An 18856-nucleotide genomic window follows, 5' to 3' on the forward strand; every position below is an offset into this window, starting at 1 on the left:
GGGCCGCCCCTGCTACGCGACGAAGGGCCGTCCCTGCTAAACTTCACAGCATGCCGGAAGACTTTTCAACGCCACCACCACCGCCCCCGCCACCATCTCGTCCGTATGCCCAGGCTCCTGCCTACGGTTACCCGCAAAACTACGGTTTGCCACCGGCTCCACGTCGTTCTGCGTGGTTTTACATTGGCATTATTGCGGGTTCGCTGGCAGCGGTCTGCCTGCTGGTGTCGCTGATGGTGTGGTTCACGGTGCGCTCGGCTGGAGGCGATGCTGCGGGGTTGGGGCTGAACACCGATCGGATCGCGGTGATCGACGTGTCGGGTGTGATTTTGTCGGCGGAGAGTGTCGACAACCAGTTGCGCAAGTTCGGGGATGATTCGTCGGTTAAGGCCATTCTGCTGCACATTAACTCGCCTGGCGGCGGAGCAGCGGCCTCGCAGGAGATCTACCACGAGGTGCTGCGTGTGCGACAGGAGGATCACAAGAAGGTGATCGCGTCCATCGAGTCGGTGGGAGCTTCGGGCGCATATTACATCGCCAGTGCGTGCGACAAGATCTACGCAAATGACGCGTCCGTTGTGGGTTCTATCGGCGTGATCATGGAGTGGACCAACTATGGCGACCTGCTGCGATGGGCCAAGCTGAAGAACGTCGTGATTCACGCGGGTGAATTGAAGGATGCAGGAGATCCGAGCCGCGATTTGACGCCGAAGGAAGAAGCTTATTTTCAGTCGCTGGTGGACAACATGTACGGGCAGTTCGTGCACGACGTTGCGACGGGCCGGCACACAACGGAGGACAAGATCAAACCGCTGGCCACGGGGCAGGTTTGGACCGGTCAACAGTCGCTTCCTTTGGGGCTGATCGATAAGGTTGGGGGGTTCCGGGTGGCGCTGATGGAGACCGCCAAGGATGTGGGAATCTCCGGGGAACCAAACCTGATACGCCCTGCAAAGAACAAACGGGGCCTGTTTGCGCTGCTCACCGATGACGGAGAAGACCTGTTTCCGAACCCAGGCCAGCTGCTGAATCATGCCCCCGGGTTTTACTTCATGTGGAAGTAAAACGCGGTACTTCAATCTTTACCTGACCGAAACCCTTTGAGACTGACGAAGAGCTCCGCAAAAACGGGGCTCTTTTTATTGATTCGATGGTCGTAAAGCCCTTTTTTTGCATCTTATTGGAAGACGCAAATTTGACAACTCTTTGCGTGCATTTGCTACCCGATCCGCAGCCATCCCGTCTACAATCAACAAGAACGGTTTTGTTCCATACGGTGCTACAGCCCCTCCCCCAGTAGGAAAGGAACCCACAATGACAAAAGCCGACCTCGTAGACAAAGTGACCGCCCTCGGTGATCTGACCCGCCGTGACGGAGAGGTCATCGTCGATACACTCTTCGACGCCGTCATCGGAGCCCTGAAGACTGGGGACAAGATTGAGATCCGTGGCTTTGGCAGCTTCCGGACACGGCAGCGCAACGCTCGTACGGGTCGCAACCCGAAGACGGGCGCGAAGGTTGATGTTCCAGCCAAGCGTGTTCCGTTTTTTAAGCCGTCGAAAGAGCTGCGTGATTCGGTAAATCCGAATGGCGCGGTGAAGTCGAAGCCGTTGGCGTCGAAGAAGGTTGATGCGAACCATATTGACCCGCATCATCCGCCAGCCATGTAGTTGAAGTCAGAGATTAACGTGATAGCAGGTGCTCCGGCATCTGCTATTTTGCTTTGCGGGTATTGGATTCAGTCAGCTACGCCTTCGAGAACGATGGGCGATATTGGTTCGGTACCGAACTCTCCCTCCCACTTTGCAATCACTACGCTGGCGAGGCAGTTGCCGACGACGTTGACCGTGGTGCGTGCCATGTCGGCGATGGCGTCTATGCCGAGGATCACGAAGATCGGCTCTGTGGGAAGACGGAAGGTTGCTGCAGTTGCCAGCAGGACGACGAGGGTTGCGCGAGGAACGCCTGCGACACCTTTGCTGGTCAGCATGAGTGTCACCATCATCACGAGTTGCTGGCCGAGTGAGAGATGCACGCCAGCGGCCTGGGCGACGAAGATGCTGGCTACCGCAAGATAGAGCGTTGAACCGTCGAGGTTGAAGCTGTAACCCGCAGGAATGACGAAGGCGACAATGCGGCGAGGAACGCCAAGGGCTTCCATCGACTCCATCGCGCGGGGCAGCGCGGCTTCGCTGGTAGAGGTGGCGAAGGCGATGGTCGCGGGCTCGGCTACGGCTGCCAGAAAACGGCGGACCGGGACACGGAAGAGCAGAGCTGCGGGTAGGAGAACGAGGAGACCGAATCCCAGCAGCGCTCCGTAGAGTGTGAGGAGCAGCTTGCCAAGGTTGACGAGAACACCAAGGCCCATCTGTCCAACGGTGAAGGCCATCGCGGCACCTACACCGATTGGCGCGAAGTACATGACGACGTTGGTGAACTTGAACATGACTTCGCTCAGGCTCTCGAAGAGATGCAGGACTGGCGCGCGTTTTGCTTCGTTCAGGCTGGCCAGTGCGATGCCGAAGAACACGGCGAAGACAGCTACTTGAAGGATCTGCCCCTCGGCAACGGATTTGGCGATGTTCTCGGGGAAGACGTGGAGGAGGAAGTCCTGCCAATGGGTTGGAGGCGGCGCGACGATGGTCTCAGCCGCGGCAGGAGAGGCGGGCAACGACAGGCCAACGCCGGCGTGACTCAAGTTAATTGCAGCGAGGCCGATTACCAGAGCGAGAGTCGTGACTATCTCGAAGTAGACGAGGCTCTTGATGCCCATGCGGCCGACGCTCTTGAGGTCGCCGTGGCCGGCGATACCGGTTACCAGTGTGGCCAGGATGAGGGGGGCGACAATGGTCTTGATCAATCGGAGAAAGATGTCGCTGAAGACTCGCAGACCGACGGCGAAATGCGGCGCGTCAAAACCAAGCTCTGCGCCGGCAACCATTGCGACGAAGATCCACGGCGTGAGGGAGCGCCGCCGCAGCGCGAAGACCGCCAACAACAGGATCGCAGCACAACGGAGGATGATGCCGATGCTATGCAATTCTTTGCTGGGGGAGAGGCCGGACGCCATTCCGACAGACAGTAAAATCACGGCCACAAGCAACAATATTCGCTCAAAGTTCGTCTTTAACATCAGGTGCGCAGAATACCAGTCTTCGACAGTAACTCGATGCAGGGCAAACTGGTTTTCGCGCTGTTAGCATACTCACTATGTTCCGGCACATCTTGTACGTTTTTCTGTGTTGTGGCGTTGCAACGTCTCCGTTGATCGCCCAGAGTGGCCTCGGCAGCGGCTCTGTCGCCGCGCCCGCTTATGACGCTCTTGCGCAGAACGGGGCCGTCGCCAACCCCCTTGTTCAACCGACTCTCACGCCGGGAGTTCTTCTTTTGTTGGAGCTTGAAGGACGTTTTGCACAGGCGGTGGCAACAGGCGGCGGGAAGGCATTTGCCAGTTGGTTCACCGAAGATGCCGTTACCCTCAACAATGGCAAGCCGGCCGTTTTGGGTGTTGCCGCGATCGCTGCACAGGCGCAGTGGGACCCAAAAACGTACCAGCTGAACTGGGTCCCACAGGGTGCGCAGATGGGTCCTTCCAACGACATGGGGTTCACCTGGGGTCATTATGAAGGACATTCAAAGGACAAAAACGGAGAGCCGGTTACGGTCTCCGGACGCTATTTCACCGTTTGGAAAAAGCTACCAAATGGCACCTGGAAGGTTGCCATGGATGCGAGTGCCGACGAACCCGCTGCAACGGGCGAATGTTGCACGTTACCAAAGCCGTAAGTTGTTGCTGCAACCAAAGTAGGAGTGCGCAATAGTTTGCACATCCATACGATTAAATCATCTTGAAATGAATGCTCTCCTGGTCAAAGACGAAGCGTTGCGAATCGAGGCCCTCAATCAGTATGAGGTGCTCAACTCTGCGCCCGATCCCGTGCTCGATGACCTGACGCGTCTGGCAGCACAGATATGCGAAGCACCCGTTGCGGCGATCTCCCTGGTGGGGTCGGATCGGCTATGGCTGCGGTCGCGGTTCGGGATTGAGTCTCCTGACGTCTCGCTCGGTAGTCTGCCATGCGAGACCACCATTCTGGGCGACACAGTGTATGAGATTCCAGACGCACGCAACGACCCGGACTACGCTCCCGATGGCATCATTCTCGAAGGACGGCCTTACCGCTTTTACGCTGGCGCGCCGCTTGCGACTCCGGGTGGCGTCAGCATCGGCGCGTTGCTTGTGCTGGACCATCTTCCCCGAAGGCTCACTGAGGAGCAGATCTCAGCTCTGAGCATTCTCGGCCGTCAGGTGATTACCCGGCTGGAACTCAATGGCCGCATCCGTCAGATGGACCGCGCGGCTCGTTCGCGGCAGCGTGTTGAGTCCGCTCTCACTGTGGAGCGCAACTTCGTTTCCGCCGTTCTGGATACGGTCGGCGCACTGGTTGCTGTGTTTGATCCCGCTGGCCGCATCGTTCGCTTCAACCGCGCCTGCGAGATGGCCTCCGGCTACGACTTCCCTACTCTGGTGGGTCGGTATGCGTGGGATAAGCTGATTCCGCGCCAGGAGATTCCGGAGGCCATCGAAACGTTTGAGCGGCTCCGCTCCGGCCACTTTCCTGCGGCGTATGAAAATCAGTGGCTCAATCGCGACGGCAGTGTGCGCCGCATCGCGTGGTCTGCCACCGCACTGACCGATACGCAGGGTCAGGTTGCGTTCATCATCGCCACCGGCATCGATGTGACGACGCAACGCGCTGCGGAGGCGACGCTACGCGAGAGCGAAGCACGCTACCGCCAGTTGATCGAAGGTTCGCTTGGTATGGTCTGCACGCATGACCTGCGTGGCAATCTTCTGACGATCAACACGCATGGTGCGGAGACGATTGGACGAACTGTCGAGCAGATGGCAAACCACAATCTCGAAGAGTTCATCGTGCCTGACCGCAGAGCGGCGATGCCTGCCTACCTGAAAAAGATTGGTGAGACAGGCGAAGCGCAGGGGCTGCTTCATCTCTCGCACGCAGACGGCGATATGCGGGTTGTCGCCTACCGCAACAAACTTATCGTTGTGCCGGGCCGTGCGCCGTATGTACTTGGTTTCGGCGTTGATATCAGCGAGCAGGTCCGCGCTGAGGGCCGGCTGCGCACGCTGACGCGCCAGTCGGATTCCATTCTCGAGTCGGTTGGCGATGGCATCTACGGTATCGATCTGGAAGGCAAGGTGACCGTCGTCAACTCTGCTGCGGCACAGATGCTTGGCTACAAGCAGGAGGAGATGCTGGGCCGCAACATGCATCAGCTGATCCATCACACCCGCGCCGACGGCACGCCCTATGAGGCAGCGGACTCACCGATTCGCAAGACCCTTACCAACTTCGCAACCGTCCGCATCTCGAATGAGATCTTCTGGCGCAAGGATGGCTCATGCTTCCCCGTGGAGTATGTGGCGCGGCCACAGATCGACTCTCAATCGGCTGATCCCGACGGTTTGAAGACGCTCGGTGTCGTCGTTGCGTTTACCGACACCACGGAGCGTCGCGCGCTCGATCGCATGAAGGATGAGTTCATCTCTACAGTCTCGCATGAGCTTCGAACGCCGCTCACGTCGCTGCGCGGTGCGTTAGGATTGCTGGCCGGTGGAGCGCTCACGAATCGTCCTGAGAAGACACAGCAGATGCTGGAGATTGCGATCAGCAACTCCGACCGACTGGTGAGACTGGTCAACGACATTCTCGATCTTGAGCGCATCAGCAGTGGCAAGACGGAGCTGCATTCGACGATGTGCAGCGCGGAAGACCTGCTTCGCCGCGCCGCCGGGGTTCAGCAGGCCCGTACGCCGAAGCCGAATATCCGCATCTTCTTCGCAGCGAACGGCGTTACCGTGTGGGCCGATCCTGATCGTATTCTGCAGACGCTCGACAATCTACTCTCTAACGCCATCAAGTTCTCTCCTGCGGGCAGCGAGATTCACCTGACGGCGCGGACTCTGGACGAGAATGAAGCCTTGATCGAGGTTAGCGATCAGGGCCGCGGTATTCCTGAGGATAAGCTGGAGCATATCTTCGATCGATTCCAGCAGGGCGATGCGTCGGACTCGCGTGCGATGGGCGGCACAGGGCTTGGGCTCGCTATATGTCGCAGCATTATCAACCAGCATGGTGGCCGCATCTGGGCGACCAGCAAGCCGGACGAAGGCACGACGTTTCACTTCACGCTGCCGACCAAACCCCGCACCAATCTCCTCTAGCGAACTACTCGTCTCCCTCACGTAACTTTGCAATTACGGTGAAGTCTTCGAGTGTTGTGGTGTCGCCCTTCACTTCGCCGGTCGTGGCCAATTCGCGCAGGAGGCGACGCATGATCTTTCCGCTGCGCGTCTTTGGAAGAGCCTGGGTGAAGGTGAGGTCGTCGGGGCGGGCGAGCGCGCCGATCTCTTTGGCGACCCACTGGCGAAGCTCCTGTCGCAACTCCTCGCTGGGTTCGTGACCGCCTTCAAGGGTGACAAAGACGGCAATCGCCTGCCCCTTCATCTCGTGCGGCCTGCCTACGGCGGCGGCCTCAGCGACTTTAGGATGAGCGACCAAGGCTGATTCGACCTCCATCGTGCCGAGCCGGTGGCCGCTGACGTTGATGACATCGTCGACGCGGCCCATCAGCCAGAAGTAGCCGTCGGCATCGCGGCGCGCGCCGTCGCCGGTGAAGTAGCTGCCGGGGACCTCGCTCCAGTAGGCTGCTTCGTAACGTGCCTGATCGCCGTAGATGGTTCGGGCCATGGAGGGCCAGGGTTTGCGGAAGACAAGAAGGCCGCCGTGGCCGTCAGGGACAGGCTTACCCTCTTTTGTAACTACTTCGGGAACGATTCCAAAGAATGGGCGCGTGGCCGATCCGGGTTTCGTCGCTAACGCTCCCGGGACTGGAGCGATCATGATGGCGCCCGTCTCAGTTTGCCAGTAGGTGTCCACGATCGGGCATCGTTCTTTGCCGATCATGCGGTGATACCAAATCCACGACTCGGGATTGATTGGCTCGCCGACCGTGCCCAGCAGCCGGAGGGAGGAGAGGGAGTGTTTTTCGACCCACTCATTTCCCCATTTTGTGAATGCGCGGATCGCTGTTGGTGCAGTGTAGAAGACCGTGACCTTGTGGTCATCGACGATCTTCCAGAAGCGGTCGTTCTCAGGCCAGTTTGGAGCGCCTTCATACATCATGACGGTTGCGCCGTTCTGTAGCGGCCCGTAGACGACGTAGCTGTGACCGGTGACCCAGCCGATGTCGGCGGTGCACCAGTAGATGTCGTCGTCACGCAGATCGAAGATGTATTTACTGGTGAGGTAGGTTTGCACCGCGTAGCCGCCGGTGGTGTGGAGAAGACCCTTCGGTTTACCGGTCGTTCCCGACGTGTAGAGCAGATAGAGCGGATCCTCGGCGTCCATCCACTCTGGCGGACATTCGGGGGCGGCTTTCTCCATCTCGTCATGCCACCAGCGGTCGCGGCCGGGCTTCATGTTGACCGGCGAGCCTGAACGACGGAAGACGATGACATTCCTGACGGTTGAACACTTCTCCAACGCGTCGTCGACGATGGCCTTCAACTTGACCTCGGTGCCGCGACGATAACTTGTATCCTGCGTGAGTATGGCGACACAGGCCGAGTCGTTTACGCGATCCGAGATCGCCTGCGCGGCGAAGCCACCGAAGATCACGGAATGGATCGCACCGATTCGAGCGCAGGCGAGCAAAGCAACGGCAAGCTCCGGGCACATGCCCATGTAGACTGCGACCCTGTCTCCGCGCTGGATGCCTAGACCCTTTAAAACATTGGCGAAGCGCTGCACCTGTTCGTGAAGTTCGCTATAGGTCAGCCTGCGCACTTCGCCGGGTTCACCCTCCCACAGGAGCGCGACTTTGTCTTTGCGTGCTCCGAGAGCGTGGCGGTCGACGCAGTTGTGTGAGAGATTCAGTTTTCCGCCGACAAACCACTTTGTGTGCGCCGCCTCACCCTCTATCACCTTCGTCCATGGGGCGAACCAATCGAGTTCAGCGGCGGCTTCAGCCCAGAACTGGTCCGGATGCTCCACGCTGCGCCGATACATGGCCTCATACTGCGCGAGGCTTTTGATGTGGGACTTCGCCGCAAACTCGGCAGGTGGAGGGAATACCCTGTTCTCGCGCAGACTTGAATCCAGATCCGTACTCTCTTCCAGCATTGACGGCACAGCCCTCCGTTATTTTGACCAGCAAGGTGAAGGTACCCTATACAACTCGGTCACAGCAACCGTGGCGCGGCGACAATTTTGTGACATGCGCCCGCGAAGAATCATGTATTGTGGTTTGCGCATCTAGATATGCAGTGACACGAATATTGTTTACGGATATCTCTGTGATTCTGTACGACATACACCTCCTGAGGTTCTAATGGCTCTCGCTTTTCTCGATCGTGACCGCTCCATCGCACATCCCGGATATAGTCGCTGGCTGGCCCCGCCGGCCGCCCTTGCAATTCATCTCTCAATCGGACAGGTTTACTCCTTCTCGGTCTTCAAAAACCCGCTGCTGGCACTGCATGGCGCTGACGGTTCTGCGTGGAATCTGAAGGAGGTCGGATATATTTTTTCGATCGCGATCGTGTTTCTTGGTATTTCGGCTGCACTGTTTGGTGCGTGGCTAGAAAGAGCAGGGCCACGTCGCGCCATGTTTTACGCGGCGATCTGCTTTAGCGCAGGCTTCATCATTGCTTCCTTTGGAGCGAGCACGCATCAGCTGGCACTGATCTATCTGGGATATGGCGTGATCGGCGGCATAGGCCTTGGGCTGGGATACATCTCTCCGGTTTCGACCCTGATCAAGTGGTTCCCCGACCGACCCGGGCTGGCCACAGGGCTTGCCATCATGGGCTTCGGCGGTGGAGCGATGATCGGTGGCCCACTGGCCAGCAATCTGATGGCTCACTTTAAAGCGGCGGGACAGCCCTCCATTCCCTACACCATGATTACGATGGGCGTTCTGTACTTCATCTTCATGATGTTCGGTGTCTTCACGATCCGTGTCCCGCCAACGGGTTGGAAGCCGGAGGGCTGGGTGCCTCCTGTGAAGCACTCCGCGCTGATCTCAAGCAACAATGTTGCCGTCACCGAAGCCTGGAAGACACCGCAGTTCTGGCTGCTCTGGGTCATGCTCTTCGTTAATGTGACCGCCGGCATCGGGATTCTGGAGCAGGCCGCTCCCATGATTCAGGATCTGTTCAAGGGCAAGATCAGTCCGGTTGCTGCGGTCGGCTTCGTAGGTATTCTAAGCATCTTCAATATGGGCGGACGTTTCCTCTGGGCTTCGTTCTCTGACTTCCTCGGACGCAAAGGCACCTACTTCACCTTCTTTATTCTCGGGCCGATTCTGTACTTCTTCCTTCCTTTCACCCGGCAGGACAAGATCAACTCGGTTCCTCTCTTTGTCGCTATCGCGGCTCTTGTGATTTCGATGTATGGAGGTGGGTTTGCGACTATTCCCGCTTATCTGAAGGACCTGTTTGGCGGCTATAACGTCTCAGCGATCCACGGACGTCTGCTCACCGCCTGGTCGGCTGCGGGAATATTTGGTCCTCTTATCGTCAACGGCATTCTCGACCACTACGTGGATAATCACATGAACAAACAGGATGCCTACCCGCTGATACTGCATATCATGTGCGGCCTGCTGGTCGTCGGCTTCCTGGCCAACTTGATGGTGCGGCCGGTTGCTGAGAGGTTCTGGCTGAAAGATACCAATATCTTGGTGCCCGAGGGCGCTGCACACTAACGTCCAATTCCGCGGTTGCATATGCCTCCGCCACTTCCTTCATCAGGAGCAATCTTATGGCAGAAACAACGAACGTAAAGAAGTCTTCGCCGCTGCTCATTGCTGCTGCGTGGATCATCGTCATAATCCCCACAGCATGGGGGCTCGACTTCACGGTTAAGAACGCGCTGAAGATCTTCAATATCGGCACTCCTGCGGCTACAACCACAGCGAAGTAATTCGGCTCTCGATCAACGCCGCTGAGCAACGGAAGACCCGCGTGACGCCAATTCTTTACGGATTGACGTCACGTTTTTATTGGAGCAGAGCAAGCGCTGCGTCGGTCATCACCGTTACCCCTGTGCGAAGGGTCGGCTCCGGCAGGGGAGCAAAGAATGGGGAATGGGGCGACGGCAGCGCGACACCGGTGCGCTCGCTCTCTGCCACCTTCTTCGGGTCATATGCGCCCAGCCAGAAGATCACCGCGGGAATCTTGTGGTTCATGCTGAAGATTCCGAAGTCTTCGCTGCCCATGATCGCTTGTTTGTCGATCACATTCTCAGCGCCCAGCTTCGCAACGAAGATCTTTTGCAGGCGAGTGGAGAGTTCCACATCGTTGATCGTAGCGGGGGTTGACTCATCGTCGAGAACCTTGACGATGGGCATTCGGTCTTCGGGAACGCCGCCTGCGATGGCGATTCCTTTGGCAGTCCGTTCAACGCCCGAGATGATCGTCTGGCGCACCGCCTCGCTGTAGCAGCGCGTGGTCAACTCCATCTTCACCTCGTTGGGAATGATGTTGCGCTTGGTGCCTCCGTGGATGTCACCGACCGTCACGACGGCTGGCTGGTCGGGAGGAATGGACCGGCTCACAATGGTCTGCAAAGCGACTACGAATTCGCTCGCCATCACGATTGGATCTTTGCCCGCCTCTGGCGCTGCGCCGTGGCTCCCCACGCCGCGCATGATCACATCGATGGAGGTGGAGCTGGCAAGAGCCGGGCCTGATACGACTGAGACCTTGCCGGCGGCGAAGTTTGAATCATGGAGCGCAATTGCCAAATCCGGGCGTCCGAAGCGCTCATACAGGTGGTCGGCCATCATTGCTTTGGCTCCGTCGATGGTCTCCTCGCTCGGCTGCCCGATCAGCATAAGCGTGCCATGCCATTGACTCTTCAGCGCCACCATATTGCGTGCGACGCCGATCATCGTAGTGATGTGGATGTCGTGTCCGCACGCATGCATCACGCCGACGTCCTGGCCTGCGGGATTCTTTGAGCGCACCGTACTGGCATAGGGCAGCCCCGTATCTTCGGTCACCGGCAGAGCATCCAGGTCCGTCCGGATCAGCAGCGTAGGACCGGCGCCATTCTTCAAAATTCCGACCACACCGTAGGCCTGTGAGCCATCGGGATACTTTCCGACGCGTTCGGTGACCGAATACCCGGCCTTGCGCAGCTCTTCGGCTAACATGGCTGACGTCTGCGCTTCGTGATGCGACAACTCCGGCGCTGCATGAATGCTCTTGTAGGTCGTCAACAGGCCTGGAAGCTGCTGACCTACCAGTGCCGGGACCTCTTGTGCACCTGCGGCCGTCGTTATTCCCACGGCCGCTGCCAAAACGATTCCACACGCCGCAATCCTGTGACCTATCTGCATTGCACTCTCCTGTTTCTCTTTGGACTGGTTGTAAAGAACTGTACATGCTCGGCGACTGTAGACTTCATCTATCGTGAACTTCTACTGGCCTTCGGTCATCGGATTTTTTCTTGGCTTTGCCTTTGGCGTCGGGTGCGCGCTGGCTGTCATGTACTCCATTTATATGGGGGGATACCGCGCGGCGGTTCGAGACTCGCAATTGCCGGAGCCGCCTGAACGCTACATCAGGACGCTCCAGAAGAACTCAACGGCTCAGTAAGCGACAGGCAATCGCCGCCCCACTATCGCGCGGCCAGCTCGGCACGCAGCTCCTTTACCTCTCTGGTTAACGCTGCAATCGACTCCCTCATCTCCAGTCGCAGGTCTGCCCGCTGGGCGTCGTCGCTCATGGATTTGATTCCTTCAATGTAGAAGTTTCCGTTCGGCTCGAGAACACACTTCTCGACCTCGTCGAAGTCGTTGTAACCCTGCCGATGCAGTACGGCGCGCAGTTCCAACTCTGTCAGTGCCTCTCTCTTTGCCTCGGCCCAGTCGACGACTCCATGACGGATCAGGATCGATGGGGAGCCCTCGAAGGCTTTGTTCAGCTTTGGCATACGGAAGAGGATCCGGGTCAGCAGCCAATTAATCGTGAGCAGCGAGAACGCTCCAATGATGCCGCCAGAGACCGAGTTGTCGTCGCCGATCATCGCGTTCTGCACCGTGTTCGATAGACTTAGAAGCACAACGAGATCGAACGGATTTAACTGCGCCAGCTCCCGCTTTCCAAACAACCGAAGAAAACTGATTAGGAACAGGTAGACGATGACCGGACGCAAAATCTTCTCCAGCACCGGCAGCGGTAGGTGAAACATGCTCTGGATCAAGAAAAACTCCTTTGTACGCCCTACTCCACGCAAAACAGGCCGCGACTCATCTGCGTTCGCAACCTGTTTTGAGGTTTTGCTCTATGAATAACGTTTTTGATGCCACTCCCAGGCGCTGGCTATGATCTGATCCAGCTCTGTGTACTTTGGGCGCCAGCCTAACTCGGTTTTGATCTTGTCCGAACTCGCCACGAGGACGGCAGGATCTCCTGGCCGGCGTTCCATCTCCTCGACGGCGATAGGTTTGCCCGTAACGCGGCGCACGGAGTCGATCACTTCCAGCACGGTAAACCCGTGTCCGATGCCGATGTTGTAGATCAAGCGGCTCTTCTGATCGCTAAGCGCGCCAAGTGCCAACATATGGGCCTCGGCAAGATCGCGCACATGAATATAGTCCCGCACGCAGGTGCCATCTTTGGTCGGATAGTCGCGGCCGAAGACTTTGATGTTCGCCCTTCTGCCGAGGGCAACATCGAGAATTAAAGGAATGAGGTGCGACTCGGGCTCGTGCGCTTCTCCATAGCCCTCAATCGCGCCTGCTACGTTGAAATATCGGAGGGCCGCATACTTAAAGTTATGGGCGAGGTTTAGCCACCGAAGCATATGTTCGACCAGCAGCTTGCTTTCACCGTATGGATTGGTCGGTTGCAGCTTCGCGTCCTCAAGAATCGGCGTCGTCTCAGGTTCTCCGTAGCAGGCGGCGGTCGAACTGAAGACCAGCCGATCATGCCCGGTGGCCAACATCGCCTCGAGCAGGGCCAGGGTGGAAGCAGTATTATTTCTAAAATAAATTTCCGGCCGCTTCATGCTCTCGCCTGCTTCGATCAATGCGGCGAAGTGCATCACCCCGTCGAAGCGATTCTTGCTGAGCGTGCTCTCTAACAAGGCACGGTCTGCCAGGTCGCCTTGGACGAACGAGACGCCGTCTGCCACGGCTAAACGCTTGCTGTGGCAGAGGTTGTCATACACCGTAATGGCGTGTCCCTGGGAAAGCAAAATTCTCGCTACGGTGCCCCCGATATAGCCGGCCCCACCAGTTACCAGAATGTTCATAAATGTTGATCTCCTGTGTTCCTTCTTGGATACCACAAAAGTGCCAGTGTCAATCACTTACGGTTACGGCACTATACTTGCAATAAGAGAAGAGCAGAGCATCGGCACATGAACAGAAGCACCTCCCCGATGCACACTGCCTGCTACAACCTTTTTCTTGAGCTTGCGTCTTGTTAAAAATTGGGCCCCGACGCAACGTGCAGAACTCTCCCCTGGGTCGCTGACTTTTATTTGAAGTACGTTGCCGCGGATCAAATCGGTAAGTTCGAATTGTCCAACACTCCGGCATAGCACCTCGGAGTCATTCCCTCCTCGCATCGGTTCTGGTTCTATGACAGCACTGATGTAATTCTCCCGCCTCGATGAGAGGCCCTTCAAGGATTTCTATGGCAAAGCCTAAGCCACTTCGCAGTGACGATCCCACACCGCAGAATATGCAGTTCGCCCACTTCGGTGTTCTCAACGACGGCAGCCAGAGCAAGTCCTCGCTCTTCACCTCGGTCGCACTCAACGTCATCCTGGCCATCTGCGCGATCATCATCGGCGCGGCTGCCAAGAAGACGATGGATAATCACATCAAGCTCACGCATCTTGACGAGCCGATTCCGATGAAGAAGCCGGATCCGCCGCCAATCAAGATCAAGGCGCCGAAGATTCCGCCACCGCCGGTCGTCAAAGTAGATCCGCCAAAGATTAAGCTTCCCGACGTAAAGCTTCCTGACGTTCCGAAGCCGCCCGTCATCAAGATGGTTCAGCCGATGCCGGTCGTTCTTCCGGCACCGCCAAAGGTAGTTCAGCCACCACCGGCACCGAAGGTGGTTAATCTGGCCCAAGCGCAACCGGCTGCGGTCGTGAATAACTCTCCGCATCCAACTGCGGTTGCACTCGGGTCGCAGACCAACCCTATTGCGCCTTCAAATCGTCCTTCGACGACATCCATCAACCTTGGCAACAAGGGGATGTCCGGGATGCCTGCCTCGAATAACGGCATGGGAGCTCAGTCGCAGGTTGTCAATCTTGGTTCGGGCTCAGCCGGCAGTCAGAACATGAAGGGCAGAGATAACGCTTCGGGCGCCGTTGTTGGCGTGAAGCTTGGAGTCACCGGTGGCACGGGTCCGATGAACGCACCCGGCCGTGCACCTGGCGCTGTCAACCTCGGCCAGAACACTCCGCCACCAATGCCGAAGCCCGCCGGTCCAAGCGCAGTCACAGCAAAGACCGGGCCGAAGGTTCTCTTCAAACCCAAGCCTGAGTACACCGAAGAGGCTCGCAGTCTTCATATTGAAGGTGTCGTGTCGGTTCGTCTTCGTGTCTCTTCTTCCGGAACCGTTGAGGTTCTGGGCGTCACCAGCGATCTCGGCCACGGTCTTGGCAACTCTGCAATCCGTGCCGTGCAGGCAACTCGCTTTCAACCTGCCACCGATGCATCGGGTCATCCGATCGATTGGGAAGGCGTCGTCAATGTAGCTTTCCAACTTGCTGGGTAGTAACAAGTTTTGTTCGGTTGTCGCAGCACGCAATAAATTTAGTTCATACTCAGGCTGACCTTAGGGTCACCGTAGGAGCCGTACATCATGATTCTCGGGAAACAGTCTACCGCCGGTCTGCTGCTGGCATTTTTGGTCGCAACCACACTTCCCGCCGGAGCAGGCATTATGCATCCCGGCAAGAAGAAAAAGGATGACGATCTCTCCTCGACACGCAAGCCTAACGCTGCACAGAATGCTCTGATCGACAAGTCGATCGTTCGCGAGAAGGTCATCGTCAAGACCGTCAAGGAACGGGCTCCTCTCGTTGAGACGTACATCCAGACGATGAAGCCTGATCCGCTTCTAGGCCAGGTGCCTGAGTCCGACGAACACTTCCTGAGCCGCGTCGACTTCAAGAGCGTCATTGGCGACAACTCCTACGCGGTTAACAACAACACATCCAAGGGAACCACTGATGGAAAGATGGGATTCCTGAAGCATTCCGTCTCTTTTGTTGGCGGCCTCGGCAACAGCCTGCACCTCACTTTCCACGAGGCCGGCTTTGTTCAGATGCTTCTGATGGACTCCAACAGCTTTGACCGTCAGCACTACACCTTCGGTTATGTGCGAAACGATTTCCTCGGCAACACGCCGACCGCGGTCTTCGATGTAACCCCGATCGAAGGCAAGAAGGCGTTCGGCCGCTTCTTCGGCCGCATCTGGATCGAGACTCGCAGTGGCAACGTTGTTCGCTTCAACGGCGACTTCGCTGGCACCCAGGAAGATCAGAAAGAGTTTTATCACTTCGACAGCTGGCGTACGAACGTTCAGCCTGATCTCTGGCTCCCGACCTCCTTCTACGTTGAGGAGAGCGATCCGAAGAGCGTCTCTCGCACACTCAAGTTCAAAGCGATTAATCACATCTGGGGTTACGTGTTGAAGGTTCCGCCACCGGAGTCTGAAAACACCTCTATGGATGTCGTTGGCGCGACTGACGTCAGCAATGATGCACAGGATGTCAGCCCACTTGGTGCGCAGCGCGCGTGGGTTCAGCAAGCCGAAGACAACATCGTCGAGCGCCTCTTCCAGGCTGGTCTCATCGATGCTCCAAGCGAGTTCGATAAGACACTCGAAGCGCTTGCTGGCAACATTCTTGCCTACAACAACATCACACTCTCCAGGCCGATCCGCTGCCGTACGCTGCTGACCGAGCCTCTTGAGTCTCTTGCTATCGGCAACACGATAGTCATCTCGAAGAGTCTGCTTGACACGACCGGCGTCGTAACGCAGGATGGTGCGCAGCAGATGGGTAACCTCAACGCGATTCTGGCATTCCAGATTGCACACATCATTCTTGCTCACCGTCTCGACACGAAGTATGCTTTCAATGACCGTCTGCTCTTCCCGTCGACCACCGTCTTCAACCGCATCCCGATGCATCACACGGATGCAGACAACACAGCGGCAGCAAAGAAAGCTATGGAATTGCTAAACGCGAAGGAGCTCGAAGGCGGACAGCAGTACTTCAGCCTTTACCTGCAGCAACTGCAGCAGCGGGTGAAGAGTCTGAAGGCCCTCAACGAGCCGATGATTGGCGATGGCCTCGTCAAGAGCGATAGCGATCCCACCTTCTGGATGGCGGCCATGATGTCCAAAGGCCCCAAGCTGGATATGAAGGACTTGAAGCAGCAGGCAGCGATGCCTCTGGCAAGCTTCCTGCGGTTTGACCCTTGGACCGATCAGGTGTTTGTCCTCCACTCAGCGTTTGAACCATTGCTCACAGCGGCAGATAAGATGCCCTTTGAGGTTGAGCCTGTTTATCTGAAACTGAGCTACTATAAGGCGCCTGCAGAACCTGCAGCTGCTGCTCCAGCTGCTACTGCAGCTCCAACAACTCCTCCCCCTGCCGATAACACTGCCGCCCCAGCTGCAGCGTCTCCGGCTCCCGCAAGCCCACAGACCACTACCCAACAGCAAAATTAAATCTGCGAGCGTGGCCGGAAATCTGGCCGTTAATACCGGCCACGCTCTCTCACTGTTCGGAGCCAGACCGCCTAGAGCAGCTTACGCAATATCAATTTTTAAGGAGGCCCACTGTTGAAGCGGCATACTTTTATTGGCTGTTTCGCATTCGTCCTCAGCCTCGCAACCTGGTCGCATGCTCAAGCAATTCCAACAGCCTCCCGTACGGGCCAGATACAGGTGGGCGTCGCTGGAACTTTGATCAGCTCTGACTATGCAGTGAGATACTACAAGGGAATCTCAGTATACGGCGACTTCGATTTCTTCCATAACATCGGGATCGAAGGTGATATGCATTTTTCACTTATCACTCCGGACGATACCAGCGAAAATTCATACCTTTTGGGGCCACGCTACAGCTGGCACCACAAACGTTTCAATCCTTATGCAAAAGCGCTCTTCGGCATAGGTCGCTTCGGATTCCAACAGGGTTACTTCCCTTCTGCCTCATCAGCAACCTATGGGCAATATGCCCTCGGTGGCGGGTTAGATGTTCAAGCGACCCGCCATATCAATGTTCGGGCCTTCGATATCGAGTTCCAGCGATGGCCTGGATTTGAACCGAGGGGCCTCTCCCCGATTGTCTATAACTTCGGCGTCGCTTATGTCTTACGCTAATCGATCGACAGCATGGTTAGCTCTGCTGTGGTGAAATTTATGTGCCAGCGAAAGGAATCAGATTGATCTTCAGGGAGCGTACGTGCTAATACGGGGTGTTATATTCTTCGGCCTGCTGGGCGTAGCGTCTATGCTACGCGGGCAGGCCATTCCCACTGCCTCCCGTTCCGGGGATCTTAAAATCGGCGGCGGCTTTTCGACGGCCAACTCTGACTATGGCCCGCGGTTCAACGGCGGGGGAGCCTACTTCGACTACGATTTTCTACCTCACGTCGGCGTGACAGGCGAGTTTCATTTCGTCCAGGGCCCCAATAATATCTATGAGAAAACCTACGAAGTTGGAGGCCGTTACTATCGCACCTATGGCAGGATCGCACCTTTCGCGAAGGTGCTCTATGGACGCGGCGTCTTCAACTTCCCTACCCTGCCCGATGGGTTTACGGCCAACCTCGCCTACAACCTGATAGCTGTCGGTGGCGGCGCAGACTTCAAAGTGAAGCCCTACCTGTACGTCCGGGCCGATTGGGAGTATCAGGAGTGGTTCAACTTCGCGCAATCGAGCCTTACACCGAGCATTCTCACCATTGGTGCGGCGTACCGCTTCCGATGAAAGCATCCGTCCGCAATAGCAAAGCCCCGGTCAGCGCCGGGGCTTTGCTTGTTAATGCTGCTTTCAGTTAGAAGTGATACGCCACGCCGATAGACGGCGTAGAGAGCACTTCATAGCGGTTGGTATTGAAGATATTGCCAGGAAGACTAAAGGTCGGTGTCTTCACCAAGAAGCCACGATACTCCGCGCGAATGTCGAAGCTGGGGCTCAACTCGTACGCAACACCGCCGCCAAACAGCCCGCCAATGTTCGTATTTTGTTTGGCGTCGAGGTTGGTCGATCCAGCGTCCTTAAACGGGTGGAAGATCATGACGCCAGGGCCAGCTTCCAGGAACGGATTGAAGTTCTTGAAGTTCATGTTAAAGACATATGCGATGCTGAACTCCTGCTGCAGCGTGTGGATACCACCATTCGCTTTTCCGAAGACCTGGTAGTACTGCGTGTTTTGCTGATATCCATAGTTCGCTTCCAGTGCACTACGCGGCGTCAAGAGATAACGGTAGCTGGCTAAAAGGCCCATAGTCGTGCTCGTATTCTTCTGCACACTATTTCCTGTGATCTGGGGGGCAAACGCCGCGGTGGCGCTTACGCTCACGTCCTGCCGGCTCTCCTGCGCGTAACCGGCTGCCGCAGAAAACATCAGCGCACCCAACAACAACATCGTCTTCTTCATTCTTCGCTGGATCCCTTCGAATTCGTCCGTAACCCTCTTGCGCTGTCCCGCAGGCAAACTTATCTGCAAGAGGTACGGAGCGCCGTAGTCACTGTCCTTCATTGTAACCGC

17 protein-coding genes are annotated in these 18856 nt (G+C 57.0%); 11 read left to right on the forward strand and 6 right to left on the reverse strand.

The features are described 5' to 3' along the window. Window positions 1-50 precede the first annotated feature (50 nt). Together sppA and RBB82_RS03430 are read left to right on the forward strand one after the other, a co-directional pair. Window positions 51-1064 (forward strand): signal peptide peptidase SppA, encoded by a 1014-nt coding sequence (sppA, locus tag RBB82_RS03425; RefSeq protein ID WP_433973720.1) that lies wholly within the window; start codon window positions 51-53, stop codon window positions 1062-1064. A gap of 250 nt (window positions 1065-1314) precedes the next feature. Then, complete coding sequence (locus tag RBB82_RS03430; RefSeq protein ID WP_433973721.1) at window positions 1315-1671, forward strand: HU family DNA-binding protein; 357 nt, start codon at window positions 1315-1317, stop codon at window positions 1669-1671. A 68-nt stretch (window positions 1672-1739) separates the two neighbouring features. On the opposite strand, the gene RBB82_RS03435 is transcribed toward RBB82_RS03430, so the two are convergent. After that, a complete protein-coding gene (locus tag RBB82_RS03435) occupies window positions 1740-3134 on the reverse strand; it encodes a dicarboxylate/amino acid:cation symporter (RefSeq protein WP_433973722.1) in 1395 nt (464 codons plus the stop codon). Window positions 3135-3211: 77 nt separating this feature from the next. Between RBB82_RS03435 and RBB82_RS03440 the strand changes: the two genes are divergently transcribed. Beyond that, on the forward strand, window positions 3212-3787 hold the full coding sequence (locus RBB82_RS03440) for a YybH family protein (RefSeq protein ID WP_433973723.1): 576 nt from the start codon (window positions 3212-3214) through the stop codon (window positions 3785-3787). 67 nt (window positions 3788-3854) lie between these two features. After that, window positions 3855-6251 carry a PAS domain S-box protein gene (locus RBB82_RS03445; protein WP_433973724.1) on the forward strand — a complete coding sequence of 799 codons (2397 nt, stop codon included), beginning with the start codon at window positions 3855-3857 and terminating at the stop codon, window positions 6249-6251. Window positions 6252-6255: 4 nt separating this feature from the next. On the opposite strand, the gene acs is transcribed toward RBB82_RS03445, so the two are convergent. Further along, window positions 6256-8211: an acetate--CoA ligase gene (gene acs / locus RBB82_RS03450; RefSeq protein ID WP_433973725.1), complete on the reverse strand. Its 1956-nt coding sequence runs from the start codon at window positions 8209-8211 to the stop codon at window positions 6256-6258. Between the two features lie 208 nt (window positions 8212-8419). Here acs and RBB82_RS03455 point away from each other — a divergent pair, with 208 nt between their 5' ends. Further along, window positions 8420-9796 carry an L-lactate MFS transporter gene (locus RBB82_RS03455; RefSeq protein WP_433973726.1) on the forward strand — a complete coding sequence of 459 codons (1377 nt, stop codon included), beginning with the start codon at window positions 8420-8422 and terminating at the stop codon, window positions 9794-9796. A 56-nt stretch (window positions 9797-9852) separates the two neighbouring features. Further along, a complete protein-coding gene (locus RBB82_RS03460) occupies window positions 9853-10014 on the forward strand; it encodes an MFS transporter small subunit (RefSeq protein ID WP_433973727.1) in 162 nt (53 codons plus the stop codon). A 76-nt stretch (window positions 10015-10090) separates the two neighbouring features. Here the strand turns inward: RBB82_RS03460 and RBB82_RS03465 are convergent, their stop codons facing one another. Further along, window positions 10091-11434 carry an amidohydrolase gene (locus tag RBB82_RS03465; RefSeq protein WP_433973728.1) on the reverse strand — a complete coding sequence of 448 codons (1344 nt, stop codon included), beginning with the start codon at window positions 11432-11434 and terminating at the stop codon, window positions 10091-10093. Window positions 11435-11507: 73 nt separating this feature from the next. On the opposite strand from RBB82_RS03465, the gene RBB82_RS03470 reads away from it, so the two are divergent. Then, window positions 11508-11693: a hypothetical protein gene (locus RBB82_RS03470; protein ID WP_433973729.1), complete on the forward strand. Its 186-nt coding sequence runs from the start codon at window positions 11508-11510 to the stop codon at window positions 11691-11693. A gap of 22 nt (window positions 11694-11715) precedes the next feature. On the opposite strand, the gene RBB82_RS03475 is transcribed toward RBB82_RS03470, so the two are convergent. Together RBB82_RS03475 and galE are read right to left on the reverse strand one after the other, a co-directional pair. Next, a complete protein-coding gene (locus RBB82_RS03475) occupies window positions 11716-12300 on the reverse strand; it encodes a DUF421 domain-containing protein (RefSeq protein WP_433973730.1) in 585 nt (194 codons plus the stop codon). An 81-nt stretch (window positions 12301-12381) separates the two neighbouring features. Then, complete coding sequence (gene galE / locus RBB82_RS03480) at window positions 12382-13353, reverse strand: UDP-glucose 4-epimerase GalE (protein ID WP_433973731.1); 972 nt, start codon at window positions 13351-13353, stop codon at window positions 12382-12384. Window positions 13354-13739: 386 nt separating this feature from the next. Between galE and RBB82_RS03485 the strand changes: the two genes are divergently transcribed. The 4 genes from RBB82_RS03485 (at window position 13740) to RBB82_RS03500 (ending at window position 18072) form a co-directional block, all read left to right on the forward strand. Further along, window positions 13740-14840, forward strand: a complete 1101-nt coding sequence (locus tag RBB82_RS03485) for a TonB family protein (protein ID WP_433973732.1) — start codon at window positions 13740-13742, stop codon at window positions 14838-14840. Window positions 14841-14927: 87 nt separating this feature from the next. Beyond that, window positions 14928-16805, forward strand: coding sequence for a hypothetical protein (locus RBB82_RS03490; protein WP_433973733.1), 1878 nt, complete (start codon window positions 14928-14930; stop codon window positions 16803-16805). Between the two features lie 114 nt (window positions 16806-16919). Then, window positions 16920-17462, forward strand: coding sequence for a hypothetical protein (locus RBB82_RS03495; RefSeq protein WP_433973734.1), 543 nt, complete (start codon window positions 16920-16922; stop codon window positions 17460-17462). Between the two features lie 130 nt (window positions 17463-17592). Further along, entirely contained in the window at window positions 17593-18072 is a 480-nt protein-coding gene (locus tag RBB82_RS03500; protein ID WP_433973735.1) for a hypothetical protein, read from the forward strand. Window positions 18073-18139: 67 nt separating this feature from the next. Here the strand turns inward: RBB82_RS03500 and RBB82_RS03505 are convergent, their stop codons facing one another. Further along, complete coding sequence (locus tag RBB82_RS03505) at window positions 18140-18847, reverse strand: porin family protein (RefSeq protein ID WP_433973736.1); 708 nt, start codon at window positions 18845-18847, stop codon at window positions 18140-18142. Window positions 18848-18856 lie beyond the last annotated feature (9 nt).

This window comes from Tunturiibacter lichenicola (genome assembly GCF_051013355.1).
In the GTDB taxonomy this organism is placed as follows: domain Bacteria; phylum Acidobacteriota; class Terriglobia; order Terriglobales; family Acidobacteriaceae; genus Edaphobacter; species Edaphobacter lichenicola_F.